The 20,901-nt window shown below is 65.9% G+C and carries 18 protein-coding genes; 8 read left to right on the top strand and 10 right to left on the bottom strand.

The features are described 5' to 3' along the window. The first annotated feature begins 4 nt into the window (after positions 1 to 4). From PAM7066_RS05980 to iolB, 6 genes are read left to right on the top strand one after another with little or no spacing between them, the layout of a single operon-like run. A complete protein-coding gene (locus PAM7066_RS05980) occupies positions 5 to 1,111 on the top strand; it encodes an ABC transporter permease (protein WP_085853218.1) in 1,107 nt (368 codons plus the stop codon). Then, the gene (locus PAM7066_RS05975; RefSeq protein WP_085853217.1) at positions 1,112 to 1,933 is read left to right on the top strand and encodes an ATP-binding cassette domain-containing protein; all 822 of its coding nucleotides are present in this window, start codon (positions 1,112 to 1,114) and stop codon (positions 1,931 to 1,933) included. Continuing rightward, the gene (locus PAM7066_RS05970; protein ID WP_085853216.1) at positions 1,933 to 3,846 is read left to right on the top strand and encodes a bifunctional 5-dehydro-2-deoxygluconokinase/5-dehydro-2-deoxyphosphogluconate aldolase; all 1,914 of its coding nucleotides are present in this window, start codon (positions 1,933 to 1,935) and stop codon (positions 3,844 to 3,846) included. The genes PAM7066_RS05975 and PAM7066_RS05970 overlap by 1 nt, the downstream gene beginning before the upstream one ends. Then, a complete protein-coding gene (gene iolD / locus PAM7066_RS05965) occupies positions 3,843 to 5,675 on the top strand; it encodes a 3D-(3,5/4)-trihydroxycyclohexane-1,2-dione acylhydrolase (decyclizing) (protein WP_085853215.1) in 1,833 nt (610 codons plus the stop codon). Before PAM7066_RS05970 ends, iolD begins: the two co-directional genes overlap by 4 nt. A gap of 34 nt (positions 5,676 to 5,709) precedes the next feature. Beyond that, positions 5,710 to 6,618 carry a myo-inosose-2 dehydratase gene (iolE, locus tag PAM7066_RS05960; protein WP_085853214.1) on the top strand — a complete coding sequence of 303 codons (909 nt, stop codon included), beginning with the start codon at positions 5,710 to 5,712 and terminating at the stop codon, positions 6,616 to 6,618. A 19-nt stretch (positions 6,619 to 6,637) separates the two neighbouring features. After that, the gene (gene iolB / locus PAM7066_RS05955) at positions 6,638 to 7,441 is read left to right on the top strand and encodes a 5-deoxy-glucuronate isomerase (protein ID WP_085853213.1); all 804 of its coding nucleotides are present in this window, start codon (positions 6,638 to 6,640) and stop codon (positions 7,439 to 7,441) included. 60 nt (positions 7,442 to 7,501) lie between these two features. Here iolB and PAM7066_RS05950 read toward each other — a convergent pair whose 3' ends face one another. After that, positions 7,502 to 8,926, bottom strand: coding sequence for a Glu/Leu/Phe/Val family dehydrogenase (locus tag PAM7066_RS05950; RefSeq protein ID WP_085853212.1), 1,425 nt, complete (start codon positions 8,924 to 8,926; stop codon positions 7,502 to 7,504). A 240-nt stretch (positions 8,927 to 9,166) separates the two neighbouring features. Beyond that, complete coding sequence (locus PAM7066_RS05945; protein ID WP_090928724.1) at positions 9,167 to 9,910, bottom strand: FadR/GntR family transcriptional regulator; 744 nt, start codon at positions 9,908 to 9,910, stop codon at positions 9,167 to 9,169. A gap of 155 nt (positions 9,911 to 10,065) precedes the next feature. Between PAM7066_RS05945 and PAM7066_RS05940 the strand changes: the two genes are divergently transcribed. Beyond that, a complete protein-coding gene (locus tag PAM7066_RS05940) occupies positions 10,066 to 11,214 on the top strand; it encodes a mandelate racemase family protein (protein WP_085853210.1) in 1,149 nt (382 codons plus the stop codon). Between the two features lie 64 nt (positions 11,215 to 11,278). After that, a complete protein-coding gene (locus PAM7066_RS05935) occupies positions 11,279 to 12,868 on the top strand; it encodes an ABC transporter substrate-binding protein (RefSeq protein ID WP_085853209.1) in 1,590 nt (529 codons plus the stop codon). A gap of 63 nt (positions 12,869 to 12,931) precedes the next feature. Here the strand turns inward: PAM7066_RS05935 and PAM7066_RS05930 are convergent, their stop codons facing one another. From PAM7066_RS05930 to PAM7066_RS05895, 8 genes are all read right to left on the bottom strand, one after another. Next, positions 12,932 to 13,927, bottom strand: a complete 996-nt coding sequence (locus PAM7066_RS05930) for an alpha/beta hydrolase family protein (protein ID WP_085853208.1) — start codon at positions 13,925 to 13,927, stop codon at positions 12,932 to 12,934. Further along, a complete protein-coding gene (locus PAM7066_RS05925; RefSeq protein ID WP_085853207.1) occupies positions 13,905 to 14,651 on the bottom strand; it encodes an ABC transporter ATP-binding protein in 747 nt (248 codons plus the stop codon). Before PAM7066_RS05925 ends, PAM7066_RS05930 begins: the two co-directional genes overlap by 23 nt. Further along, complete coding sequence (locus PAM7066_RS05920) at positions 14,648 to 15,487, bottom strand: ABC transporter ATP-binding protein (protein WP_085853206.1); 840 nt, start codon at positions 15,485 to 15,487, stop codon at positions 14,648 to 14,650. Before PAM7066_RS05920 ends, PAM7066_RS05925 begins: the two co-directional genes overlap by 4 nt. Before the next feature lie 4 nt (positions 15,488 to 15,491). Then, a complete protein-coding gene (locus PAM7066_RS05915) occupies positions 15,492 to 16,385 on the bottom strand; it encodes an ABC transporter permease (protein ID WP_085853205.1) in 894 nt (297 codons plus the stop codon). Further along, positions 16,385 to 17,410: an ABC transporter permease gene (locus tag PAM7066_RS05910; RefSeq protein WP_085853204.1), complete on the bottom strand. Its 1,026-nt coding sequence runs from the start codon at positions 17,408 to 17,410 to the stop codon at positions 16,385 to 16,387. Before PAM7066_RS05910 ends, PAM7066_RS05915 begins: the two co-directional genes overlap by 1 nt. 313 nt (positions 17,411 to 17,723) lie before the next feature. Further along, positions 17,724 to 19,241 carry a tripartite tricarboxylate transporter permease gene (locus PAM7066_RS05905; protein ID WP_085853203.1) on the bottom strand — a complete coding sequence of 506 codons (1,518 nt, stop codon included), beginning with the start codon at positions 19,239 to 19,241 and terminating at the stop codon, positions 17,724 to 17,726. After that, complete coding sequence (locus PAM7066_RS05900; protein WP_085853202.1) at positions 19,241 to 19,723, bottom strand: tripartite tricarboxylate transporter TctB family protein; 483 nt, start codon at positions 19,721 to 19,723, stop codon at positions 19,241 to 19,243. The genes PAM7066_RS05905 and PAM7066_RS05900 overlap by 1 nt, the downstream gene beginning before the upstream one ends. A 74-nt stretch (positions 19,724 to 19,797) precedes the next feature. After that, on the bottom strand, positions 19,798 to 20,775 hold the full coding sequence (locus PAM7066_RS05895; RefSeq protein ID WP_085853201.1) for a Bug family tripartite tricarboxylate transporter substrate binding protein: 978 nt from the start codon (positions 20,773 to 20,775) through the stop codon (positions 19,798 to 19,800). Positions 20,776 to 20,901: the final 126 nt, after the last annotated feature.

Raw genomic sequence — 20,901 nt, 5'->3', positions numbered from 1 at the left:
AGCCATGGCCGACACGGCGCAGGTCATCCAGGACGAACGACTGAAGAAGGAAGGCCTCGGCACACGGCTCCTGCGACGACCGGAGCTTGGCGCCATCGCCGGGTTCGTCCTCGTCACCGCGTTCTTCCTCTATACGGCCGACGGCGCGATGTTCACGCTGTCCGGCATCCTGAACTTCATGACGCCCGCCGCGCAGTTGGGCATCCTGGCCATCGGGGCGGCGATGCTGATGATCGGCGGCGAATTCGACCTCTCGATCGGGTCCATGGTGGCCTTCGCCGGCCTGATCTTCGGTGCCGGTGTCGTCACGCTGGGCCTGCCGCTGATCCTGGCGATCCCGCTCACGCTGATGGTGGCCGCGGGCATCGGTGCCATCAACGGCTCGATCGTGCTGAAGACGGGACTGCCCTCGTTCATCGTGACGCTCGCCTTCCTCTTCATCCTGCGTGGGGCGTCCCTTGTCGGGCTCAAGCTCGCCTCGAACGGATCGACGCAGCTGCGCGGTATCCGGGACGCGGTCGAGGGGGACTGGCTCGCCCCTCTCTTCTCGGGGGATGCACTCGGGCCGCTCTTCGTCTGGCTGGCCGACATCGGACTGGTAGAGACGTTCAGCAACGGCACACCGAAAGTGACCGGTATCCCGGTCGAGATCATCTGGTTCGTCGTGATCACCCTTGTCGCGACCTACGTCCTGCTCAGAACGCCTTTCGGCAACTGGATCTTTGCAAGCGGCGGTGATCGCGATGCCGCGTCGAATTCGGGCGTGCCGGTACGACGGGTCAAGATCTCGCTTTTCATGTTCGCCGCCTGTTGCGGTGCCATCGTCGCCATCATCACGGTGATGGACGCAGGCTCGACCGATGCGCGGCGCGGCTTCATGAAGGAGTTCGAGGCCATCATCGCCGCAGTGATCGGCGGCTGCCTCCTGACCGGGGGCTACGGTTCGGCCATCGGCGCGTTCTTCGGGGCGCTCATCTTCGGGATGGTGACGATCGGCCTGACCTACACCGACTTCGACCAGGACTGGTTCCAGGTGTTCCTGGGCGGGATGCTGCTGATCGCGGTCCTGTTCAACAACTACATCCGCAAGCGCGTGACGGGGGAGCGGTAGATGGCTCTGGACACGAACTTCCACCACGGAGACTCCCCGAAGGACGCGCCGCCGATCCTCGAGATGCGCGACATCGAGAAGCACTTCGGCAACATCATCGCACTGGCGGGCGTCAGCTTCGATGTCCGTCTGGGTGAATGTCACTGCCTTCTCGGTGACAACGGTGCGGGGAAGTCGACCTTCATCAAGACCATGTCGGGCGTCCACAAGCCCACGAAGGGCACGATCACCATCGGCGGCAAGCCCATGAACTTCTCGAGCCCGCGCGAGGCGATGGAGGCCGGGATCGCGACGGTCTTCCAGGACCTCGCGATGATCCCGCTGATGAGCGTGACGCGGAACTTCTTCATGGGGCGCGAGCCGACCAAGGGCGTCGGCCCGTTCAAGCGCCTCGACGTCGAGAGGATGAACGAGGTCACGATGACCCACATGCGCGAGATGGGCATCAACCTGCGCGCGCCCGACCAGGCCGTCGGCACCCTGTCGGGTGGCGAGCGTCAGACCGTCGCCATCGCCCGCGCCGTGTATTTCGGCGCGCGCGTCCTGATCCTCGACGAGCCGACCTCGGCGCTTGGCGTGCGCCAGACGTCGAACGTGCTCGCGACGATCGACCGGGTGCGCAAGCAAGGGGTCGGGGTAGTCTTCATCAGCCACAACGTCCGCCACGCGATGGCCGTGGGCGACCGTTTCACCGTGCTCAACCGGGGCAAGACCCTGGGCACCGCCAGGCGCGGCGAGATCACGGCCGAAGAGCTTCAGGACATGATGGCCGGCGGGCAGGAGATGGCGCAGCTGGAAGGGTCGCTCGGAGGCACCGTCTGATGACGAAGGACCTTGACCTCATCACCATCGGGCGGTCGTCCGTCGATCTCTATGGCACTCAGGTCGGCGGGCGGCTCGAGGACATGCGCTCGTTCCAGAAGTATATCGGCGGCTCGCCGACGAACATGGCCGCGGGCACCGCCCGTCTGGGTCTGCGCTCGGCGTTGCTGACCAAGGTCGGCGACGAGCATATGGGCCGCTTCATCCGCGAAGAGCTTGCCAGGGAAGGCGTCGACACCACCGGCGTCCTGACCGACCCCGAGCGCCTGACCGCCCTCGTTCTGCTCGGCATCCGCGACGAAGAGCGGTTTCCGCTGATCTTCTACCGCCAGAACTGCGCCGACATGGCCCTGTCCGAGGAGGACGTGGACGAGGGCTTCATCGAACGGGCGCGCGCGGTCGTCGCGACCGGGACGCACCTGTCCAATCCGCAAACCGAGGCCGCCGTGACGAAGGCGCTTCGCCTGGCGCGTCAGCACGGGGCGCGAACGGCGCTCGACATCGATTACCGGCCGAACCTCTGGGGCCTGGCCGGGCATGACGCGGGCGAAGAGCGGTTCATCGCGTCAGGGGCCGTGACGGAAAAACTGCAGAACCACCTGCGCCATTTCGATCTGATCGTCGGCACCGAAGAGGAATTCCACATCGCCGGCGGCACGACCGACACGCTGGCGGCGCTGCGCGCGGTGCGCGCCGTCTCGACCGCCACGCTGGTATGCAAGCGGGGCGCATCGGGCGCCGTCGCGTTCGAAGGGGACATCCCCGGCAGCCTCGATGACGGGCAAACCGGCCCCGGTTTTCCGATCGAGGTCTTCAACGTCCTCGGCGCAGGCGACGGCTTCATGTCGGGCCTTCTCAAGGGATGGCTGGACGACGCGGATTGGCCGACCTCGCTGCAATACGCCAATGCCTGCGGCGCGCTCGCCGTCTCGCGCCATGGCTGCACCCCCGCCTATCCGAGCCTGGAGGAACTGCGCTTCTTCCTGAAGCGCGGCATCGTCAGGCCCGACCTGCGCAACGATGCCGAGCTGGAGCAGATCCACTGGTCCACCAATCGCAAGGGCGACTGGTCCACGATGCGCGTCTTTGCCTTCGATCACCGCATTCAGCTCGAGGAACTCGACGGCGCCACGCCCGCGAAGATCGGCGCCTTCAAGGAGCTTTGCCTCGACGCGTGTGCCCGCGTGGCGAACGGGCGGCCCGGCTATGGGCTGCTCTGCGACAGCCGGCTGGGCCGCACCGCACTGCACCGCGCGGCGGAGCATGATCTGTGGATCGGGCGACCGGTGGAGTGGCCGGGCTCGCGCCCCCTGACGCTCGAACCCGAACTTGGCCCCGATCTCGGCGGGCTTGCCGAATGGCCGGCTGGCCACGTCGTCAAGTGCCTGTGCTTCTATCATCCCGATGACGACGCCAAGATCCGCGAGGACCAGGAGGAACGGGTGCTGCGGCTCTTCCATGCGGCGCGGCGCAACCGGCTGGAATTCCTGCTCGAGATCATCCCGTCGAAAGTCGGTCCCGTGGACGACCACACCAGTGCCACGATCATCCGCCGGTTCTACGAGATCGGCGTGTATCCTGACTGGTGGAAGCTCGAACCCATGCGGACCGAAGCCGGCTGGGCCGCCGCCTGCCGCGCGATCGCGGAGAACGACGCCCATACCCGCGGAATCGTGGTGCTGGGTCTGGCCGCCGGCGAGGACGCACTGTCCGAAGCGTTCCACATCGCAGCAGGATTCGACCTGGTGAAGGGCTTCGCGGTAGGCCGAACCATCTTCGGCGATGCCGCGAAATCATGGATGCGCGGCGAGATCGACGATGCCGCCGCCGTCGCGCAGATGACAGACACCTATGCTCGTCTCTGTGACATGTGGGATGCCGCACGGACGAAGATGACGGAGGCAGCGCAATGAGCACGATCCGATTGACTGCCGCGCAGGCCATGGTCCGGTACCTGGCCGCGCAGATCAACGAGGATGGCGAGCCGTTCCTCGCCGGCATCTGGGCAATCTTCGGCCACGGCAACGTCGCGGGAATGGGCGAGGCGCTGCATGCCGAGCGTGCACGCTTCCAGACCTGGCGCGGCCACAACGAGCAGACGATGTGCCACGCGGCGATCGCCTATGCCAAGCAATCCAGGCGTCGCCGCGCCATGGCGGTGACGTCCTCGATCGGGCCGGGGGCTACCAACATGGTCACGGCCGCAGCGCTTGCGCATGTGAACCGGCTGCCTCTTCTGATGATCCCTGGTGACGTCTTCGCCGGCCGCGGGCCGGACCCGGTGCTCCAGCAGATCGAGGATTTCGACGACGGCACGGTCTCGGCCAATGACTGCTTCAAGCCGGTCACCCGCTATTTCGACCGGATCACGCGGCCCGAGCAGCTTCTGACCGCCCTGCCGCGCGCGTTCCGCGTGATGACCGACCCGGCGGATTGCGGCCCCGTCTGCCTGTCGTTCTGCCAGGACGTGCAAGCCGAGGCCCATGACTGGCCCGAGAGCTTCTTTGCCGAGAGGGTCTGGCGCACGCGTCGTCCGCATCCCGACCCGGTCGAACTGGACCGGGTTGTGGACCTGCTGAAAGCGGCGGAAAAGCCGGTGATCGTGGCGGGCGGCGGCACGCACTACTCGGGCGCGGCCGACGCGCTGCAAGCCTTTGCCGAGGCGCACAACATCCCTGTGGTCGAGAGCCAGGCGGGCAAGTCCGCGCTGCCTTGGGATCATCCGATGAACCTTGGCCCGGTCGGTGTCACGGGCGCCTCCTCGGCCAATGTCACCTGCGCCGAGGCTGACCTGGTGCTGGGCGTCGGCACGCGGTTCCAGGATTTCACGACCGGCTCGTGGAACCTGTTTCGCAACCCGGAGCGCAAGCTCGTCTCGTTGAACGTCGCCGCCTACGACGCGATGAAGCACGGGGCCGAGCCGTTGTGCTGCGATGCGCTGGTGGGCCTCGAGATGCTCGGCGAGGCGCTTGGCGACCATGCCTTCGCGGCCCCCGACGAGGACCTCAAAGCGGAGTGGCTCGCCGCCGTCGATCCCCTGACCGCCGCGCCCCCGGCCGAGGACAACAGCCTGCCCACGGACCAACAGGTGATCGGCGCGGTCCAGCGTGCCAGCGGCCCCGACACCGTCGTGATGTGCGCCGCCGGGACCATGCCCGGAGAGTTGCACAAGCTGTGGAAGGCCCCGCGCCCGGGCGCCTATCACATGGAGTACGGCTATTCCTGCATGGGCTACGAGATCGCCGGGGCCCTGGGCATCAAGATGGCCGAGCCCGAGCGCGACGTGGTCTGCATGCTCGGCGACGGCAGCTACATGATGGCCAATTCCGAGCTTGCGACGGCGGTGATGCTGGGGCTGAAGATCACGGTCGTCCTGACCGACAACCGCGGTTACGGCTGCATCAACCGGCTGCAGATGGGCTGCGGCGGCGCCGAGTTCAACAACCTGCTGGACCACGCGCAACACGAGACGGCTTCGAACATCGACTTCGCTGCCCATGCCGGCGCGATGGGGGCGGCGGCGGTGCATGTTGCGACCATCGCCGAACTCGAGGACGCGCTTGCCCGGGCCAAGAACGCCACTGGCCCCTTCGTGGTCGTCATCGACACGGATCCCTATCCCTCGAGCCCCGATGGCGGCCATTGGTGGGATGTCGCGGTCCCCGAAGTCTCGGACCGCGAAGAGGTGCGCGCGGCGCGTGCCGCCTACGAAGACCAGTTGAAGGCGCGCGCGCTCAACTGACGTGCGGCCATACTTCCAGACGAAAGACCCCCTCATGACCGTCAAGATCGGCATCTCTCCCATCGCCTGGCAGAACGACGACCTGCCCGAATTGACCCGCGACTTCACCATGGACGACGCGCTGCGGGATGCCGCGGAGATCGGCTATACCGGCATCGAGCGCGGACGACGGATGCCGGCCGACACCGAAGGGCTGCGCGCGTATCTCGACCGGTACGGCTTGCAGCTTTGCGGCGGCTGGTGCTCGGGTTCGCTTCTGGCGAACGACTTCGATGCCGAGACGGCCCAGATGCGCGATCAGGTGACGCAATTCGCCGAACTCGGCGCGCCCTGCATCGTCTATGCCGAATGCTCGAACACGGTGCAGGGCGATCGTCTGACGCCGGTGAACAAGCGCCCGAAGCTGGGCCGGGACGAGGTGACGGACTACGCGCGGCGCCTGTCCGAGATCGCAAAATGGACTGCGGATCAGGGCCTGCCGCTCGTGTATCACCACCACATGGGCGCGATCATCGAGGATCAGGAGGACGTGGACTGGCTGATGGAGGGCTCGTCGCCCGAGGTCGGCCTGCTTTTCGACACCGGGCACCTGGTCTTCGGCGGCGGCGACGTGATGGCCACGCTCGACCGCTGGGGCGATCGCATCAGCCACGTCCACTACAAGGACCTGCGCGCCGGGATCGCGCGGCAAGCGCGCGCCGAGGACTGGTCCTTCCTCGACGCCGTGGAGGCCGGCGCCTTCACCGTGCCGGGCGACGCCGAGGGCTCGATTGATTTCGCCGCCGTCACCGACCGGTTGGCCAGGATGGACTACGCCGGCTGGATCGTGGTCGAGGCCGAACAGGACCCGGCCAAGGTCGCGCCTTTCGAGGCGTCGAAGCTCGGCTATGACACGATCCTCGAACAGTGCCGCGCCGCGGGGCTTACAGTCGAAACCCGCTGAACCAGTCAACGGAGGCAACATGTCCCTGCTTCATCGCCCCTTCGGGACCCATGGCGAGGTCCACCGCATCACCCCTGCGTCAGCCGGCTGGCGCTATGTCGGCTTCGCGCTCCATCGCCTGCGGGCCGGCGAAACCGTCGGGGCACCCACGGGCGAGCGCGAGGTCATCCTCGTCATGGTCGAAGGCAAGGCCGAGATCACCGGCGCCGGCCAGCACTGGGGCGAGATCGGTGACCGGATGGACGTGTTCGAAAGGACGCCGCCGCATTCCCTGTATCTTCCGAACGGCACGGAATGGACCGCACGCGCCACGACAGACTGCACGATCGCGGTCTGCTCGGCGCCCGGGAAGGGCGGGCACGACGCGCGGCGGATCGGACCGGACGGGATCACCCTGACCGAGCGCGGCAAGGGCACGAACACCCGCTACATCAACAACATCGCGATGGAGAACGAGGACTACTGCGACAGCCTGCTGGTGACCGAGGTGTTCACCCCCGCCGGCCACTGGTCCTCTTTCCCCAGCCACCGCCATGACGAGGACGACTACCCCCGCGTCACCTACCTGGAAGAAACCTACTACCACCGCCTGAACCCGGCCTCGGGCTTCGGAATCCAGCGCGTCTACACCGACGACCGAAGCCTGGACGAGACGATTGCCGTCTCGGACGGAGACGTCGTCTGCGTCCCCCGCGGCCATCACCCGTGCGGCGCGCCCTACGGGTTCGAGATGTACTACCTCAACGTCATGGCGGGGCCGCTCAGGAAATGGCGCTTCCTGCCCGCGCCCGAGGTGGAGTGGATCTTCGAGCGAGACGCTTGAAAGCTGCGTGGCGCGAGACCTTGAGGACCCTGCGATGCGGCATCAGCGTGGGGTAGCCTTCTACAACCCCAGGGAATTGTAGACGTTCGAGATGCGCCGGATGGCCACGACATAGGCGGCGGTGCGCATGTCTTCGACCTTCGGGTTGCTCATCCAAACCTCCTTCATCTTCTTGAAGGACTCTCGCATCGTGTCGTCGAGCCCCGATCGCACGAGTTCCAGCTCGTCTGCGCCGGTCAGGAAGCCCTCCTTGAACCCTTTCGACAGTGTCCAGTTCAGGCCGCTATCGGCAGACAGTCGCTCCAGCTCCTCGACCATCATCCGCGCGCGCGCCTCTTCATGACGACGCTCGAGCCGCCCCAGGCTGATCTGCGACAGGTTCTTGACCCATTCGAAGTAGGACACGGTCACGCCGCCCGCGTTGGCATACATGTCGGGAATGATCATGATGCCCCTGTCGCGCAGGATCTCGTCGGCATCGGCGGTCACAGGTCCGTTCGCCGCTTCGATGATCAGCTTGCACTTGATGCGATCGGCGTTCCCGGCGTTGATGACGCTTTCGACCGCGGCCGGAACCAGGATGTCGCACTCGTCCTCCAGCGCCGCCAGACCGTTCTCGCGATACTCTCCGCCCTGGAACCCCTTGATGCCGCCGGTCGCCCGGATATGGCCGCGCAGCGCGTCGATGTTGATCCCCTGCGGGTTCACGATGGCGCCGTCACGCTCGATCACGCAGGTGACCAGGGCGCCGTCCTCGGCCGAAAGAAACTGCCCGGCATGATAGCCGACATTGCCCAGACCCTGAACGATCACGCGCTTGCCGGCCAGCGTGCCACTCAGCCCTGCCTGCTTCATCACGTCCGCATGGCGGAAGAACTCGCGTAGCGCGTATTGCACGCCGCGTCCGGTCGCTTCGACGCGGCCATCGATGCCGCCCGCGTGCCGCGGCTTGCCGGTAACGCACGCCTTGGCGTTGATGTCGTCGGGGTGCAGCCGCTTGTAGGCATCCGCCATCCACGCCATCTCGCGTTCGCCTGTTCCCATGTCGGGAGCGGGAACGTTCTGCGAAGGCGAGATCAGGTTGCGGCGCGACAGTTCATAGGTGAAGCGGCGGGTTATCCGTTCCAACTCGTCATCGTCCCATGCCCGCGGATCGATGCGGAGGCCGCCCTTCGAGCCGCCGAACGGCACTTCGACCAGTGCGCATTTGTAGGTCATCAGCGCCGCCAGGGCCTCGACCTCGTCCTGGTTCACGTCGAGCGAGTAGCGGATGCCGCCCTTCACGGGCTCCATGTGTTCCGAATGGACCGACCGGTACCCGGTGAAGGTCTGGATCTGCCCCCGCAGACGCACGCCGAAGCGCACGGTGTAGGTCGAATTGCAGACCCGGATCTTTTCCTCCAGCCCCGGTGCCATCTCCATCAACCCGGCGGCGTGAGCGAACATGCGGTCCACGGATTCGCGGAACGATCCAGTTGCAGTCATGGTCTTCTCCTCAAACGGACCACCAGGGGGGTCTTCAGGCCAAACCTTTCGCCAGCTTCACATGCGGCGGCACCCAAACGAATCCACTGCTACGCGCCATCACTTCGCTCGTGCGGTCGATCTTACCATACATGGACCGAAAGTGCCGAATAGCAGGAGGCGCCGTCCCTTTTGCCGCCGCCACTCGCGCGAGAGGTTCCGTGCGACCGTTTCGGAAGGAGGGATGTCAACGATGAAGCCCTATCGTTTGGCGCCCTCTCGCCACAGGCTGCGGTAGCGCGCGAGGCTGCCTTCCAGGTGTTGCTCCATTCGCGCTTCCGCCAGCTCGCGGTTTCCATCGACGATGGCATCGGCGATCGCGGCGTGTTCGGTGACGAGGTCCGGGTTCGGTCTGTATCGGCGCGGCGGCCCGTCCGTGGCCAGAAGTTCGACCCGAGGAACGATCCCGGGGCGGATCAGGGTCAGAAACTCGGGGAAACGCCTGTTGTTCGTTGCGTCGGCGATCGCGCTGTGGAAAGCGAAATCGGCTTCGCGAGGAGAGCGGCCGGCGTCGATGGCGGCGACGACGTCGTCATTGGCGCGCTGTATCGCCTCGATCTGTTCGGCCGAACGCCGCATGGCCGCCAGCCCCGCCCCGCGGATCTCGAAGGCCGAGCGTAGTTCGAACAGCTCGATGACACTCGACAGGCGCTCCACGTCGATATCGCCGAAGGGCTGGGCGACCCGCACCGGATCGATCGCGTAGACGCCGGAGCCCTTTCGCGCCTCGACCAGGCCGTCGACGCGCAGAAGCGCCACCGCCTCGCGCACGACCGTGCGGCTGACCGAATGCGCCTCGGTCAGTTCGCGCTCGCTCGGCAGGCGGTCGCCGGGCTTGTACCGCCCCTGTTCGAGATCGCGGCGCAGGCTGTCCGCGATCATGGTGGCACGGGTCCTGGGCATACCCTCCACGGTGTTGGCTTCCATCTCGGTGCTTACGTCCATTCTGTATGACAGGCGTACTATAGCTGCGAAGCAGCCGGTGGCCAATAACTTCGATATTCTTGGGTGAAGCGGATTGACGGACCGTGGCGGCCGCCATAAGCTGTATAACAAGTTGTCAGGGTATATTACAGATTTCCCCCGGAAGGAGTCCGCCAGTGATCATCGTCGACGCCACGGTAACGGTGTTCCGCCACATGACGCGCCGGCACTCGGACTCCGCCGGGCACGCGCATCCCGGACCGGAACACCCCGTGGAACAGGCGATGCTCACCATCCGGACCGAGGACGGGGACGAGGGGTATTCCTTCTGCCCGCCCGAGGTGATCCGGCCCCATGTCCTCGACAAGTTCGTCCGCAAGGTGCTGATCGGCCAGGATCACCGCGACCGCGAACGGCTGTGGCAGGACCTCGCACACTGGCAGCGTGGGTCCGCCGCGCAGCTGACCGACCGCGCGCTTGCGGTCGTCGACTGCGCCCTGTGGGATCTGGCGGGCCGTGTCCTGAACCAGCCGGTCCACAAGTTGATTGGCAGCTACCGCGACCGCATCCCGGCCTATGGCTCGATCATGTGCGGCGACGAGGTCGAGGGCGGATTGGCGACGCCCGACGATTACGGCCGCTTCGCCGAAACGCTCGTGGCTCGCGGCTACAAGGGCATCAAGCTGCACACTTGGATGCCGCCCGTGTCCTGGGCGCCCGACGTGCGGATGGACATCAAGGCCTGTGCCGCCGTGCGCGAAGCGGTCGGGCCTGACGTGGCGCTGATGCTCGACGCGTTCCACTGGTACACGAGGACCGAGGCGATGGAGCTGGGGCGCGGCCTTGAAAAGCTAGGCTTCGCGTGGCTGGAAGAGCCCTTGGACGAGCAGTCGCTGTCGTCCTACAAGTGGCTCGCGGACAACCTCGACATCCCGGTGATCGGCCCCGAAAGCGCCGCCGGCAAGCACTGGCACCGCGCCGAGTGGATCAGGCAGGGTGCCTGCGACATCCTGCGGACCGGCGTGAACGACGTCGGCGGGATCACCCCGGCGCTCAAGACGATGCACCTTGCCGAAGCGTTCGGGATGGAATGCGAGGTCCACGGCAACACCGCCATGAACCTGCACGTCACCGCCGCGTCCAAGAACTGCAAATGGTACGAGCGTGGCCTGCTGCACCCGTTCCTCGAATACGACGACGGGTTCGACTACCTGAACGCGCTGTCCGATCCGATGGACAAGGATGGCTTCGTGCACGTCCCCGACCGGCCGGGTCTCGGGGAAGACATCAATTTCGAGCATATCGAGAACAACCGCGTCGCCTGACCGGCGCCGCCAAGCCCTTCGCAAGAAGGGGCGAACGTCTCATCTTCACGTTCTGGGAGGAACCATGAAACATTTCTTCGCTTCGGCCGCCATGGCCGCCTTGATGGTCAGCACACCCGCGCTGGCCGATACGCCCGACGACCAGCTTGTCGCGGCCTTCACCATGAACAACATCCTGACGATGGACCCCGCCGCGATCACCGGCGGCGAGGCCGTACAGGTTCTCAACAACGTCTACGACGCGCTGGTCCAGTTCGACCCCGAGACCTACGAGCTTCAGCCCCGGATCGCCGAAAGCTGGGAGTACTCGGACGACAACCGGTCGGTCACGCTGACCCTGCGCCCCTACGTGACATTCGCCTCGGGAAATCCGCTGACGGCCGAGGACGTGAAGTTCAGCCTCGACCGGGTGATGAAGCTTGGGCTCGCGCAGTCCTCGGGACTCAGCTCGCGCGGGTTCACGGCCGAGAATGTCGACGAGCATTTCGTGGTGGAGGACGACCACACCTTCACCATCAACCTTCCGCAGGCCGACGATCCGCAGCTGATCCTGATGTATCTCACGCAGGCCGGCATTGGATCGATTCTCGACCGGGACCTCGTGATGGAGCACGAGGAGAACGGCGATATGGGGCAGGCCTGGCTGACCAACAACTCGGCCGGATCGGGGGCCTTCGTGCTCGACCGGTGGCAGTCGAACGAATACGTCATTCTCACGCGGAACGACGAGTTCTGGGACGGCGTTCCCGAAATGCAGCGCGTCCTGATGCGCCACCTGCCGGAAAGTCAGTCGCAGCGACTGGGCCTCGAGCAGGGCGACATCGACGTCGGCTTCACCTTGGCGGCTCCGGACCTGCGCGCGCTGGAGGATGCCGAGGGCATCGAGGTCGAAACCGTCCCGTCTGCCGGGTTCTACTACCTCGCCGCGTCGATGGAGGACGAGCGTTTCGCCAACCCGAAGGTTCGCGAAGCCCTGCGCTACCTGATCGACTATGACGGCATCAACTCGGCCATCATGCCGTATTTCGGCGTGGAACGTCAGCGGCCCGTCAACACGAACGCGTTCGGTGCGCTCGATGACCCCGGCTACGAGCTGGATGTCGAACGCGCCCGCGAGCTTCTGGCCGAGGCCGGCTACGAGGACGGATTCGACACGACGATCCGCGTGATCTCCGAGCAGCAGTTCCTCGACAGTGCGACAGCCATCCAGAACACGCTCGGGCAGGCCGGCATCAATGCCGAGATCATCACCGGCGATGGCGGCCAGATCTACGGCGCCATGCGGGACCGCGATTTCGAACTGCTCGTCGGCCGCGGCGGTGGCGGACAGGAGCCTCACCCGGACTCGAACCTGCGTGCGACGGTCTACAATCCCGACAACAGCCAGGAAGCCGGGCTGACCAACTACCAGGGATGGCGGACCTCGTACCAGGACGAGGAGCTGAACGAGATGATCGAAACGGCTTTGACCGAGGGTGATCGCGATCGCCAGATCGAACTCTACGGCGAGATCCAGGAAGCGATCGACGAGAAGGTGACGACGATCCAGCCGTTCTCCGAACGCGTCGTGACCGCTGCCTACCAGGATGAGGTGGACGGCCTGATCATCAACCCGTGGATCACCCGGTTCGAGGATGTGACGAAGGATCGCTGACGCTCCTCCCTTGGCAGTCAGCGTCAGGGCGCGGCCTTTGCGGGTCGCGCCCTTTCTGCGTGCTCAGGCGAGGTGTCCGACGAGGAAACCGACGGCGGCGTCGATCACCTCGGGCGGGCAGGTGTGGCCGTGTTCGTGAAAGGCGGTGTCGGGGGGCGGACCGCCCGCGGCGGAAGCGACCGCGCCCAGATGCGCCCAGGCCTTCGCGACGCTCGCCTCGGGCATGTGGCGGTCGTTCCGGCCCGACCGGAAGAACAGGGGGCGGTCCGCGGCGAGGCCGGCGAGGTCGGGGAAATCCGCCCGATGCGACAGGCCCGGAAGCAGGAAGTGCCACGCCGAGTGGCCGACCAGCAGGGGCTGTCCGGGTGCCATGAGATCGGAACGGCAGGCAAGCCACCCGACCGAGGCCGCGGCACGGATCATCGGCGACAGCGCCGCGGCGGTCCATGCGGCGTGCCCGCCCATGGAAAACCCGAACACGCCGATCCGCCCGAACCGGGGATCGGCGGATAGCCAATTGACCAGACCTACGGACTCGGATGCGGTGATTCCGGCGAGGCTCCATCCCAAAGCGAGCGCGTTTGCCGCGAAGGCTTGTTGGCCCTCGTAGCCGCCGCATTGTCGCGCGCCGAAGCAGGGCGCATCGCAGGTCAGCGTGGCGATCCCGCACTCGTGGAACGCCTGTGCAACCGGGCGCCCCCCGTAAAGCGCCGCCCGGGTGTCCAGCGATGCCGGGTGGTCGTGAAGCTTCTCCCACCCGATGTCGAACGTCCCGCCGTGCTCGTGGAACAGTAGAGCGACGGGATGAGGGCCGGGGCCGGGCGGTATCGTCACGATGCCGCGGACCTTCGCGCCCGTCGCGTGGGTCAGGCGCAGAACGCCGCCGTCCTCTTTCGCATCGACGATCCCGACGGGAGGCAGCGTCGCGCGCCACGCGCCCAGCAGCCGGTCGCGCCACGGGGCAAAGTTGCCGCCGCGCCAGCCCAGGTCGTAGGACAGGGCGGCGCGGCGGGCCTCCAGGAACGGAGGCAGGCCGTCAGGCGATCCGTTCGTATTCAAGGCTCGCCGCGATCAGTTCGCGCGCGTAGGGTTCGGTCGCGCCATTGCTCGAAATCGCGTCGTGATCCAGAACCTCGACCACCCGCCCGGTCTGCATGACCGCGAAACGGTCGCACATGTGGTCCACCACGGCCAGGTCGTGGCTGACCATGATGTAGGTAAAGCCCTTTTCGTCCCGAAGCTTCGCCAGCAGGTTCAGGATCTCGGCCTGCACACTCACGTCGAGCGCGGATGTGGGCTCGTCCAGCAGCAGCACGTCGGGCTCGACGATCAGCGCACGGGCGATCGCGACCCGCTGGCGCTGGCCGCCCGACAGCTGGTGAGGATACCGGTCGAGGAAATCCACCGGCAGGCCGACATCGCCCAGGGCTTGTTCCATGCGCGCGTCGCGATTGTCGAAGCCCTGGATCTTCAGCGGCTCGGACAGGACGGTGCGGATCGCGTGGCGGGGGTGAAGCGAACCGTAGGGGTCCTGAAAGACCATCTGCAGGGTCCGGCACCGCTCCGCGGGGCTCATGTCCTGAACGCTGACGCCGTCGATCTCGACCCTGCCGGTCCACTGGGACCAGAGCATCGCGGCGCAGCTCAGGACCGTGGATTTGCCCGAGCCGGACTCGCCCACCAGGCCGAAGCACTCGCCGGCGCGGACGTCGAAGCTGATGTCGTGCAGAACGCGCAGGGCGCCGAAGCTGACGGACAGGTCGCGGATCGACAGGGGTTTCATCGGGCCGGCTCCTCTTCCCAGGCAGGGTCCCGTTTCAGGACAGGCAGGATACCGCGGCCGCCCGCGATGCGGGGCTGCGCGGCAAGCAACCCGCGGGTGTAGGGATGCCGGGCCTGGTCTAGTTCGCGAGCGTTCAGCGTCTCGACCACGCGGCCGGCATACATGATGAGGACCCGGTCGCAGAAATTCCGCACGAGGCTGAGGTCGTGGCTGATCATCACGAGGCCGATGCCCTTCTCGCGCACCAGCCCGTCGAGGATGCGCAGAACTTCGAGACGGACGGTGACATCCAGAGCCGAGGTCGGTTCGTCGGCGATCACGAGGTCGGGGTCGGTCAGCAGCATCATCGCGATCATGATGCGTTGTCCCATGCCGCCCGAGACCTCGTGCGGGTAGAGGTCGTAGACCCTGCTTGCCTCGCGGATCTGGACCGCTTCGAGCATGTCCACGGCCTTCTGGCGCGCCTCGGCGGGGCGGCAGCGGAAATGGGTGCGATAGGCCTCGGCGATCTGGTCGCCGCATTTGCGGATCGGGTTCAGCGAGAACTTCGGGTCCTGCAGGATCATCGACATCCGCCGGCCGCGCACCTTCAGCATCTGGCGCTCGGTCGCGTTCAGCAGGTCGACATCCTCGAATTGCATCCTCTCGGCCGTGATCTCGGCCGAGGGCAGCAGGCGCATCAACGCGCGTCCCAGCGTGGATTTTCCGGATCCGGACTCGCCAACGATCCCGAGGCGTTCGCGGCCAAGGGTGAAGGACACGTCCCGAACGGCGGGGCCGGGGGCGCCCGCGTAGCGGACCGAGAGGTTGCGGATATCGAGAACGGGATCGCTCATCTGGTCACCTCCGGTGCATCTGCTTGGGATCGAGCGCGTCGCGCAGGCCGTCGCCCAGCAGGTTGAAGGCAAGGCTGACTGCCAGGATCGCGAGGCCGGGGAAGGTAACGAGCCACCACGAGTCGATCATGTAGCGCCGCCCCGTCGCGATCATCGCGCCCCATTCGGGCAGCGGCGGCTGCGCGCCGAGGCCGAGGAACCCGAGCCCCGCGGCCGTCAGGATCACCGTCGCCATGTTCAGCGTCAGCCGGATCAGCACCGAGGGCATGCACATCGGAACGATGGACTTCCAGATGATCCGCGCGGGCGAGGCCCCCTGCAGGCGTGCAGCCGAGATGAAGTCGGCCCGGCGGAAGGTCATCGTCTCGGCCCGCGCCAGACGCGCGATCGGGGGCCAAGCGGTCAGCGAGATCGCGATGATCGCGTTGTTCAGGCTCGGCCCGAGGGCCGCGACGAAGGCCAGCGACAGGATGAGCGACGGGAAGGACAGGAAGATGTCGGTCAGCCGCATCAGGACCGTGTCCGTCCGCCCGCCGAAATATCCCGCCACCGTTCCCACGAACAGGCCGATGGGTCCGACCGTGATCGTCACCAGGAAGACGATGGTCAGCGTGATGCGCGAGCCGTGCATGAGCCGACTGTAGACGTCGCGCCCCAGCTCGTCCGTTCCGAAAAAATGCGCGCTGGATGGCGGCAGCAGGGTCGCTGTCAGGTCCTGCACGTAGGGGTCGTGCGTCGCCAGGACGGGCGCGAGAACGGCCGACCCGATCAGCAGGACCAGCACGACGAGGCCGAAAGCCGACGGAGGCTGCCTGAACAGGAAGCGCAGGATATTGCCGGTTGCCGTCACCCATTGCGGCGACTTGGGCTTCGGCTGCGGGGGAAGGGTGTCGGACATCACGCGCGGGTCCTCGGGTCGAATACACGGTACAGGATATCGGAGATGACGTTCAGCGCGATGAAGATGACGCCGACGACAAGCACGCAGGTCATCACCGCGTTCATGTCTCCGATCAACAGGTTAGCGGTCAGATACGAGCCGAAGCCGGGCCAGGCGAAGACCGTCTCGATCAGCACAGCCCCTTCCAGAAGCGCGCCGTAGGCGAGGGCCACGATCGTGACCAATTGGACGCGGATGTTTCCGAACGCGTGGCGCCAGATGGTCTGGCGGTTCGACAGACCCTTCACGCGGGCGGTCGTGATGTACTCCTGGTTGATCTGGTCCAGCATGAAGCTGCGCGTCATCCGGGTGATGTAGGCCGACGAGGAATAGCCGAGCAGCGATGCCGGCAGCAGGATGTGGTTGATCGCGCTGCGAAACACCTCCCATTCCCCTGCTATCGCGCTGTCGATCAGCAGGAAGTTTGTCCTCTCGGGCACGAGGCCGATGTAGAACTGGTCCATCCGCCCCGACCCGCCGACCCAGCCGAGCCAGGCGTAGAAGACGAGCAGCCCGATCATGCCGGTCCAGAAGATGGGCATCGAGTGCCCCATCAGGCTGAACACCCGGATCAGGTGGTCCGCCCAGCGATCCTTGTTCACCGCGGCAAGCACTCCCAGCGGGATCCCGACGATGGCACCGAAGAGGATCGCGAAGGTCGCAAGCTCGATCGTCGCGGGCAGGACGCGCAGGATGTCGGTCAGGACGGGCTGACCGGTCCGGATGGAGGTTCCGAAATCCAGTGTCGCCACGTCGCGGACGTAGAGGAAGAACTGCTCCCACATCGGGCGGTCGAGGCCGAGTTGGCGGTAGACCGTCTCGTAGACCTCGCGGGTGGCGTCTTCGCCGACGATCGCCCGCACCGGGTCCGCGGGCATGATGCGGCCGATCACGAAGGTCAGGATCAAGAGACCGAACAGGGTGACGAAGATCGACCCGCCCTGCCCGATGAGGGCCGTCATGCGTCTCCGGTCGAGTATCATGATACTTCCTCCAACCTCTGCCGTCTCGCTGTATGACACATCTAGCAATCTGTAATACAAGTTTGTGCGAGTCAAGCCGAGGCTGCCCAATGGAGCGCCCCGGAATTCCCCTTGGTTGTCTGAGCTGGAGTGCGCCGCCGAGGACGCTATGCGGTTCCCGGCACTACCGCCGTTACGCTATCGCGACGAGAAGTCGTTTATCGCGTCCCGCGTCGCCCTCTGGCTTCCTTCCACGTGGGCGGAGAAGGGGCGAACCGTCTGAACCGTGGCTCACCCGCGCCGTGCGGCCCCGAAGCGCCGGGGCCGCATCTGTTCACACCACGGTCGGTTTTCTGCGACCACGAATCAGGATCATGTAGGCGAACAGCACCGTCAGCAGCAGGAAGAACAGGCTGTCGAGGCTGGTCAGGAAGACCATCGGGTTGCCATCCGCCAGGGACAGGGACCGGCGCAGATACTCCTCGAGGTCAGGCCCGAGGATGAAGCCCAGCAGCATCGATACGGTCGAGTAGTTCTGCCGCCGCATCACGTATGCCAGCACGCCAAAGCCCACCGCCAGAGACATCTGGAAGATCGAGTAGGTGGCGACGTAGCTGCCCACAAGCGCGACCACCGCAATGGCGCTGTAGAGCAGGCCCTTCGGGATCGAGACGATGCGCACGAAATACGGGCCGAACAGGAACAGCGTCAGCGGGATGAGGACCAGTGCGCTGATGAAGAGCGACGCGAACATGGGCGCGATCAGGTCCGCCTGGTTCTCGAGAAGCCGCGGGCCGGGCTGAAGACCGTTGATGACGAGCACCCCCAGAACGATGGCCGTGGTCGGGTCGCCCGGGATGCCGAACATCAGCATCGGCACGAACGCGCCGCCGCACATCGAATTGTTGCCCGATTCCGCTGCCGCGATCCCCTCGCGCGAGCCTTTGCCGTACTCCTCGGGGTAACGCGAGGAACTGCGCGCGGTGGCGTAGGTCACGAAGGCCGCCATCGAGCCCCCGGCGCCCGGCAGGATGCCGATGCCGTAGCCGATGAAGGCGCTTTTAAGATAGGTGAGTGCCCCGATGCGCCGGATCTCGGACAGGGGCGGGACGAAATCGCGCCGGCGGATCTTCATGTCCTTCGTCTCGGCGTCGATCACGCCCGTCGAAGAACGCCAGCTTTGCGCCTGGATCAGGACCTCGCTGATGGCGAAGGCTCCGATGACGATCGGCATGAGGTCGATCCCCTCGACCAGCGTTTCCGTCCCGAAGTTGAACCGCGGGATCGGCTGAAGAACGTCGATGCCGACGGTCGCGAACATCACCCCCAAAAGCGTCGCCACCACGCCTTTCGCGATGGCGCCGCGGTCGACGATGATGATGACCACGAGCGCGAAGAGCACGAGGGAAAACTTTCCGGGCGTGCGGATCAGCAGCGAGATCTCGGCCGCGAGGGGCAGGAACGCCATCAGAAGAAGCGCCCCGATGCTGCCGCCGATCATCGAGCCGAGCGCTGCGTGACCCAGCGCATTGGCGCCGAAGCCCTTCTTCATCAGCTGGTGCCCCTCGATCGCCGTCATCATCGACGATGGCGCGCCGGGAATGTTGATCGTGGTCGCCGTGATCGAGCCGGAATACATCCCCGCCATGAAGATCGAGGCGCACATGACCAGCGCGGGCACCACGTCGATCGTGTAGGTGATGGGCAGGATCAGCGCGATCGCCAGCACCGAGGTAAGGCCAGGCATGGCGCCGAAGAAGGTGCCGACCAGGAAGCCGGCGATCATGAAGGCCAGCACCTTCAGGTCGAGCAGCGCCCCGAAGCCACCTGCAAGTGTGAGAAGAGTGTCCATCAGAATTCGATCCCGGGGAATGTGGGAAGGCGCACGCCGAAGACGAGCGCGAAGAGGCCGTAGAACACCGCCGTCACGCCGACGGCATAGAGCGCGAAGCGAAGCGGTCGGCGGGTCTCGAAGCCGAAGGTGACGAACAGCGCGGCGACGAACAGGAGCGTCGAGAGGCTGTAGCCCAGCGGGCGAAACAGAAGGATGTAGGCGCCCGTCGCCACCACCACGAGCGCGGGCCGCAGGAGCGATCCGTCATCGCTCTCATCTGGCAGGTCTGGTGGGGAGCGGATCTCCTGAACCAGCACCACGAGGAGGGCCACGTACATCAGCACCGCCGTCAGGATCGGGATCCCGTTCGGGCTGATCTCGCCGGGTGCGGCAAAGGGCGAGCGTATATCGAACGCGGCGGCGAGGTAGATCGTCGTGACGGCGATCAGCACCAGCGGGAACAGGATCCCGGCGCGCAGGAATCTGCTTTTGGCGTCCATCTTGGTCCTCCCGGCCAAGTGCGGTGCCGGGTCGCGGCCCGGCACCGTCTTGTCATGTCAGCTAGGGATTCGGATCATTCCGACAGCACGCCGGCTTCCTTCAGGGCGTCCATCTCGGTGAACAGGCCCTGCGCCGTCTCGTCGGCCCATTGCGTGACCTCGTCGCTGCCGAGCCAGTTGGGCGTGACGCCGATCTCGGACACCCAGCTCTGGAACTCGTCGCTTTCGTAGGCGGCCTTGTAGGCGGCTTCGAGCGTCGAGACGGCCTCGTCCGGAGTTTCGGCCGGGGCGGCGATCACGATGAAGCTGCCGTTCTGCAGATCCACCCCGGCCTCTTCCGAGGTCGGCACGTCGTATGTCGGGTTCTTCGCGGTCGAGAACTCGACGAGGCCGCGAACCGTGCCGTCGTCGATCAGGTTGGCGAAGTCGCCGAGGCTGGTCAGCGCCACGTCCACCTCGTCGGACAGGATCGCTTCCTTCTGCGGGGCCGCGCCGCCGGGATAGGAGACGATCTTGAACTCGGCGCCAGTCAGATCCTGCAGCTGCAGGAGGGTCAGGTGGACCCGACCGCCGAGGTTCTGCACCGCGACGCGGACCTGGCCCGGATCGGCCTTTGCGGCGTCCACGAGGTCCTGCAGCGTCTGGTATTCAGAGGACGCGTCGACGAGGATGGCGTCGGGCTCGCTGGTGATCCGCGCGATCAGCTTGAGCTTGTCCATGCTGTAGGTCGGCAGCATGTCCTGGTACGGCACCGTGACGATGCTGTCATAGGTCAGCGCGCCGATGGTGTAGCCGTCCGGCCGCGCGCTCATGAGCTGGCCGATGCCGGTGGCGCTGACGCCGCCCTCGATGTTCTCGACATACATGGACGCGCCGTCCAGCTCGGCCTCGGCGAGGTTCGTGACCTTGCGCACGATCCCGTCGGTGCCGCCGCCGGCGCCCCACGGCACGATCACTCGGATGTCACGCTCGGGGTATTCCGCGAGCGCCGCCACGGGGACGAGCGCGGTTGCGGCCAGCGCGGCCACGGCAATCAGGTTACGTCTATGCATGTGGTGTTCCTCCTCTGGGTGCAGCGGCCTGCCGCCAAACGTCCGGTCCGGCTTTGCGACGCATCGGCCGCGATCCGAGCCGGCCGTCTTGCCTTTCGGCCAACTGATATATTACTATACGAATGG

The organism is Palleronia marisminoris (assembly GCF_900172315.1).
Classification (GTDB): Bacteria; Pseudomonadota; Alphaproteobacteria; order Rhodobacterales; family Rhodobacteraceae; genus Palleronia; species Palleronia marisminoris.
This window is presented reverse-complemented; position numbering and strand designations above follow the sequence as displayed.

Coding starts and splice junctions, on each gene's coding strand:
- iolB (WP_085853213.1), top strand. CDS start 6,638: ATGTCCCTGCTTCATCGCCCCTTCGGGACCCATGGCGAGGTCCACCGC.
- PAM7066_RS05970 (WP_085853216.1), top strand. CDS start 1,933: ATGACGAAGGACCTTGACCTCATCACCATCGGGCGGTCGTCCGTCGAT.
- PAM7066_RS05910 (WP_085853204.1), bottom strand. CDS start 17,410: ATGATACTCGACCGGAGACGCATGACGGCCCTCATCGGGCAGGGCGGG.
- PAM7066_RS05920 (WP_085853206.1), bottom strand. CDS start 15,487: ATGAGCGATCCCGTTCTCGATATCCGCAACCTCTCGGTCCGCTACGCG.
- PAM7066_RS05925 (WP_085853207.1), bottom strand. CDS start 14,651: ATGAAACCCCTGTCGATCCGCGACCTGTCCGTCAGCTTCGGCGCCCTG.
- PAM7066_RS05935 (WP_085853209.1), top strand. CDS start 11,279: ATGAAACATTTCTTCGCTTCGGCCGCCATGGCCGCCTTGATGGTCAGC.
- PAM7066_RS05950 (WP_085853212.1), bottom strand. CDS start 8,926: ATGACTGCAACTGGATCGTTCCGCGAATCCGTGGACCGCATGTTCGCT.
- iolD (WP_085853215.1), top strand. CDS start 3,843: ATGAGCACGATCCGATTGACTGCCGCGCAGGCCATGGTCCGGTACCTG.
- PAM7066_RS05900 (WP_085853202.1), bottom strand. CDS start 19,723: ATGGACGCCAAAAGCAGATTCCTGCGCGCCGGGATCCTGTTCCCGCTG.
- PAM7066_RS05895 (WP_085853201.1), bottom strand. CDS start 20,775: ATGCATAGACGTAACCTGATTGCCGTGGCCGCGCTGGCCGCAACCGCG.
- PAM7066_RS05975 (WP_085853217.1), top strand. CDS start 1,112: ATGGCTCTGGACACGAACTTCCACCACGGAGACTCCCCGAAGGACGCG.
- PAM7066_RS05915 (WP_085853205.1), bottom strand. CDS start 16,385: ATGTCCGACACCCTTCCCCCGCAGCCGAAGCCCAAGTCGCCGCAATGG.
- iolE (WP_085853214.1), top strand. CDS start 5,710: ATGACCGTCAAGATCGGCATCTCTCCCATCGCCTGGCAGAACGACGAC.
- PAM7066_RS05945 (WP_090928724.1), bottom strand. CDS start 9,910: ATGGACGTAAGCACCGAGATGGAAGCCAACACCGTGGAGGGTATGCCC.
- PAM7066_RS05980 (WP_085853218.1), top strand. CDS start 5: ATGGCCGACACGGCGCAGGTCATCCAGGACGAACGACTGAAGAAGGAA.
- PAM7066_RS05905 (WP_085853203.1), bottom strand. CDS start 19,241: ATGGACACTCTTCTCACACTTGCAGGTGGCTTCGGGGCGCTGCTCGAC.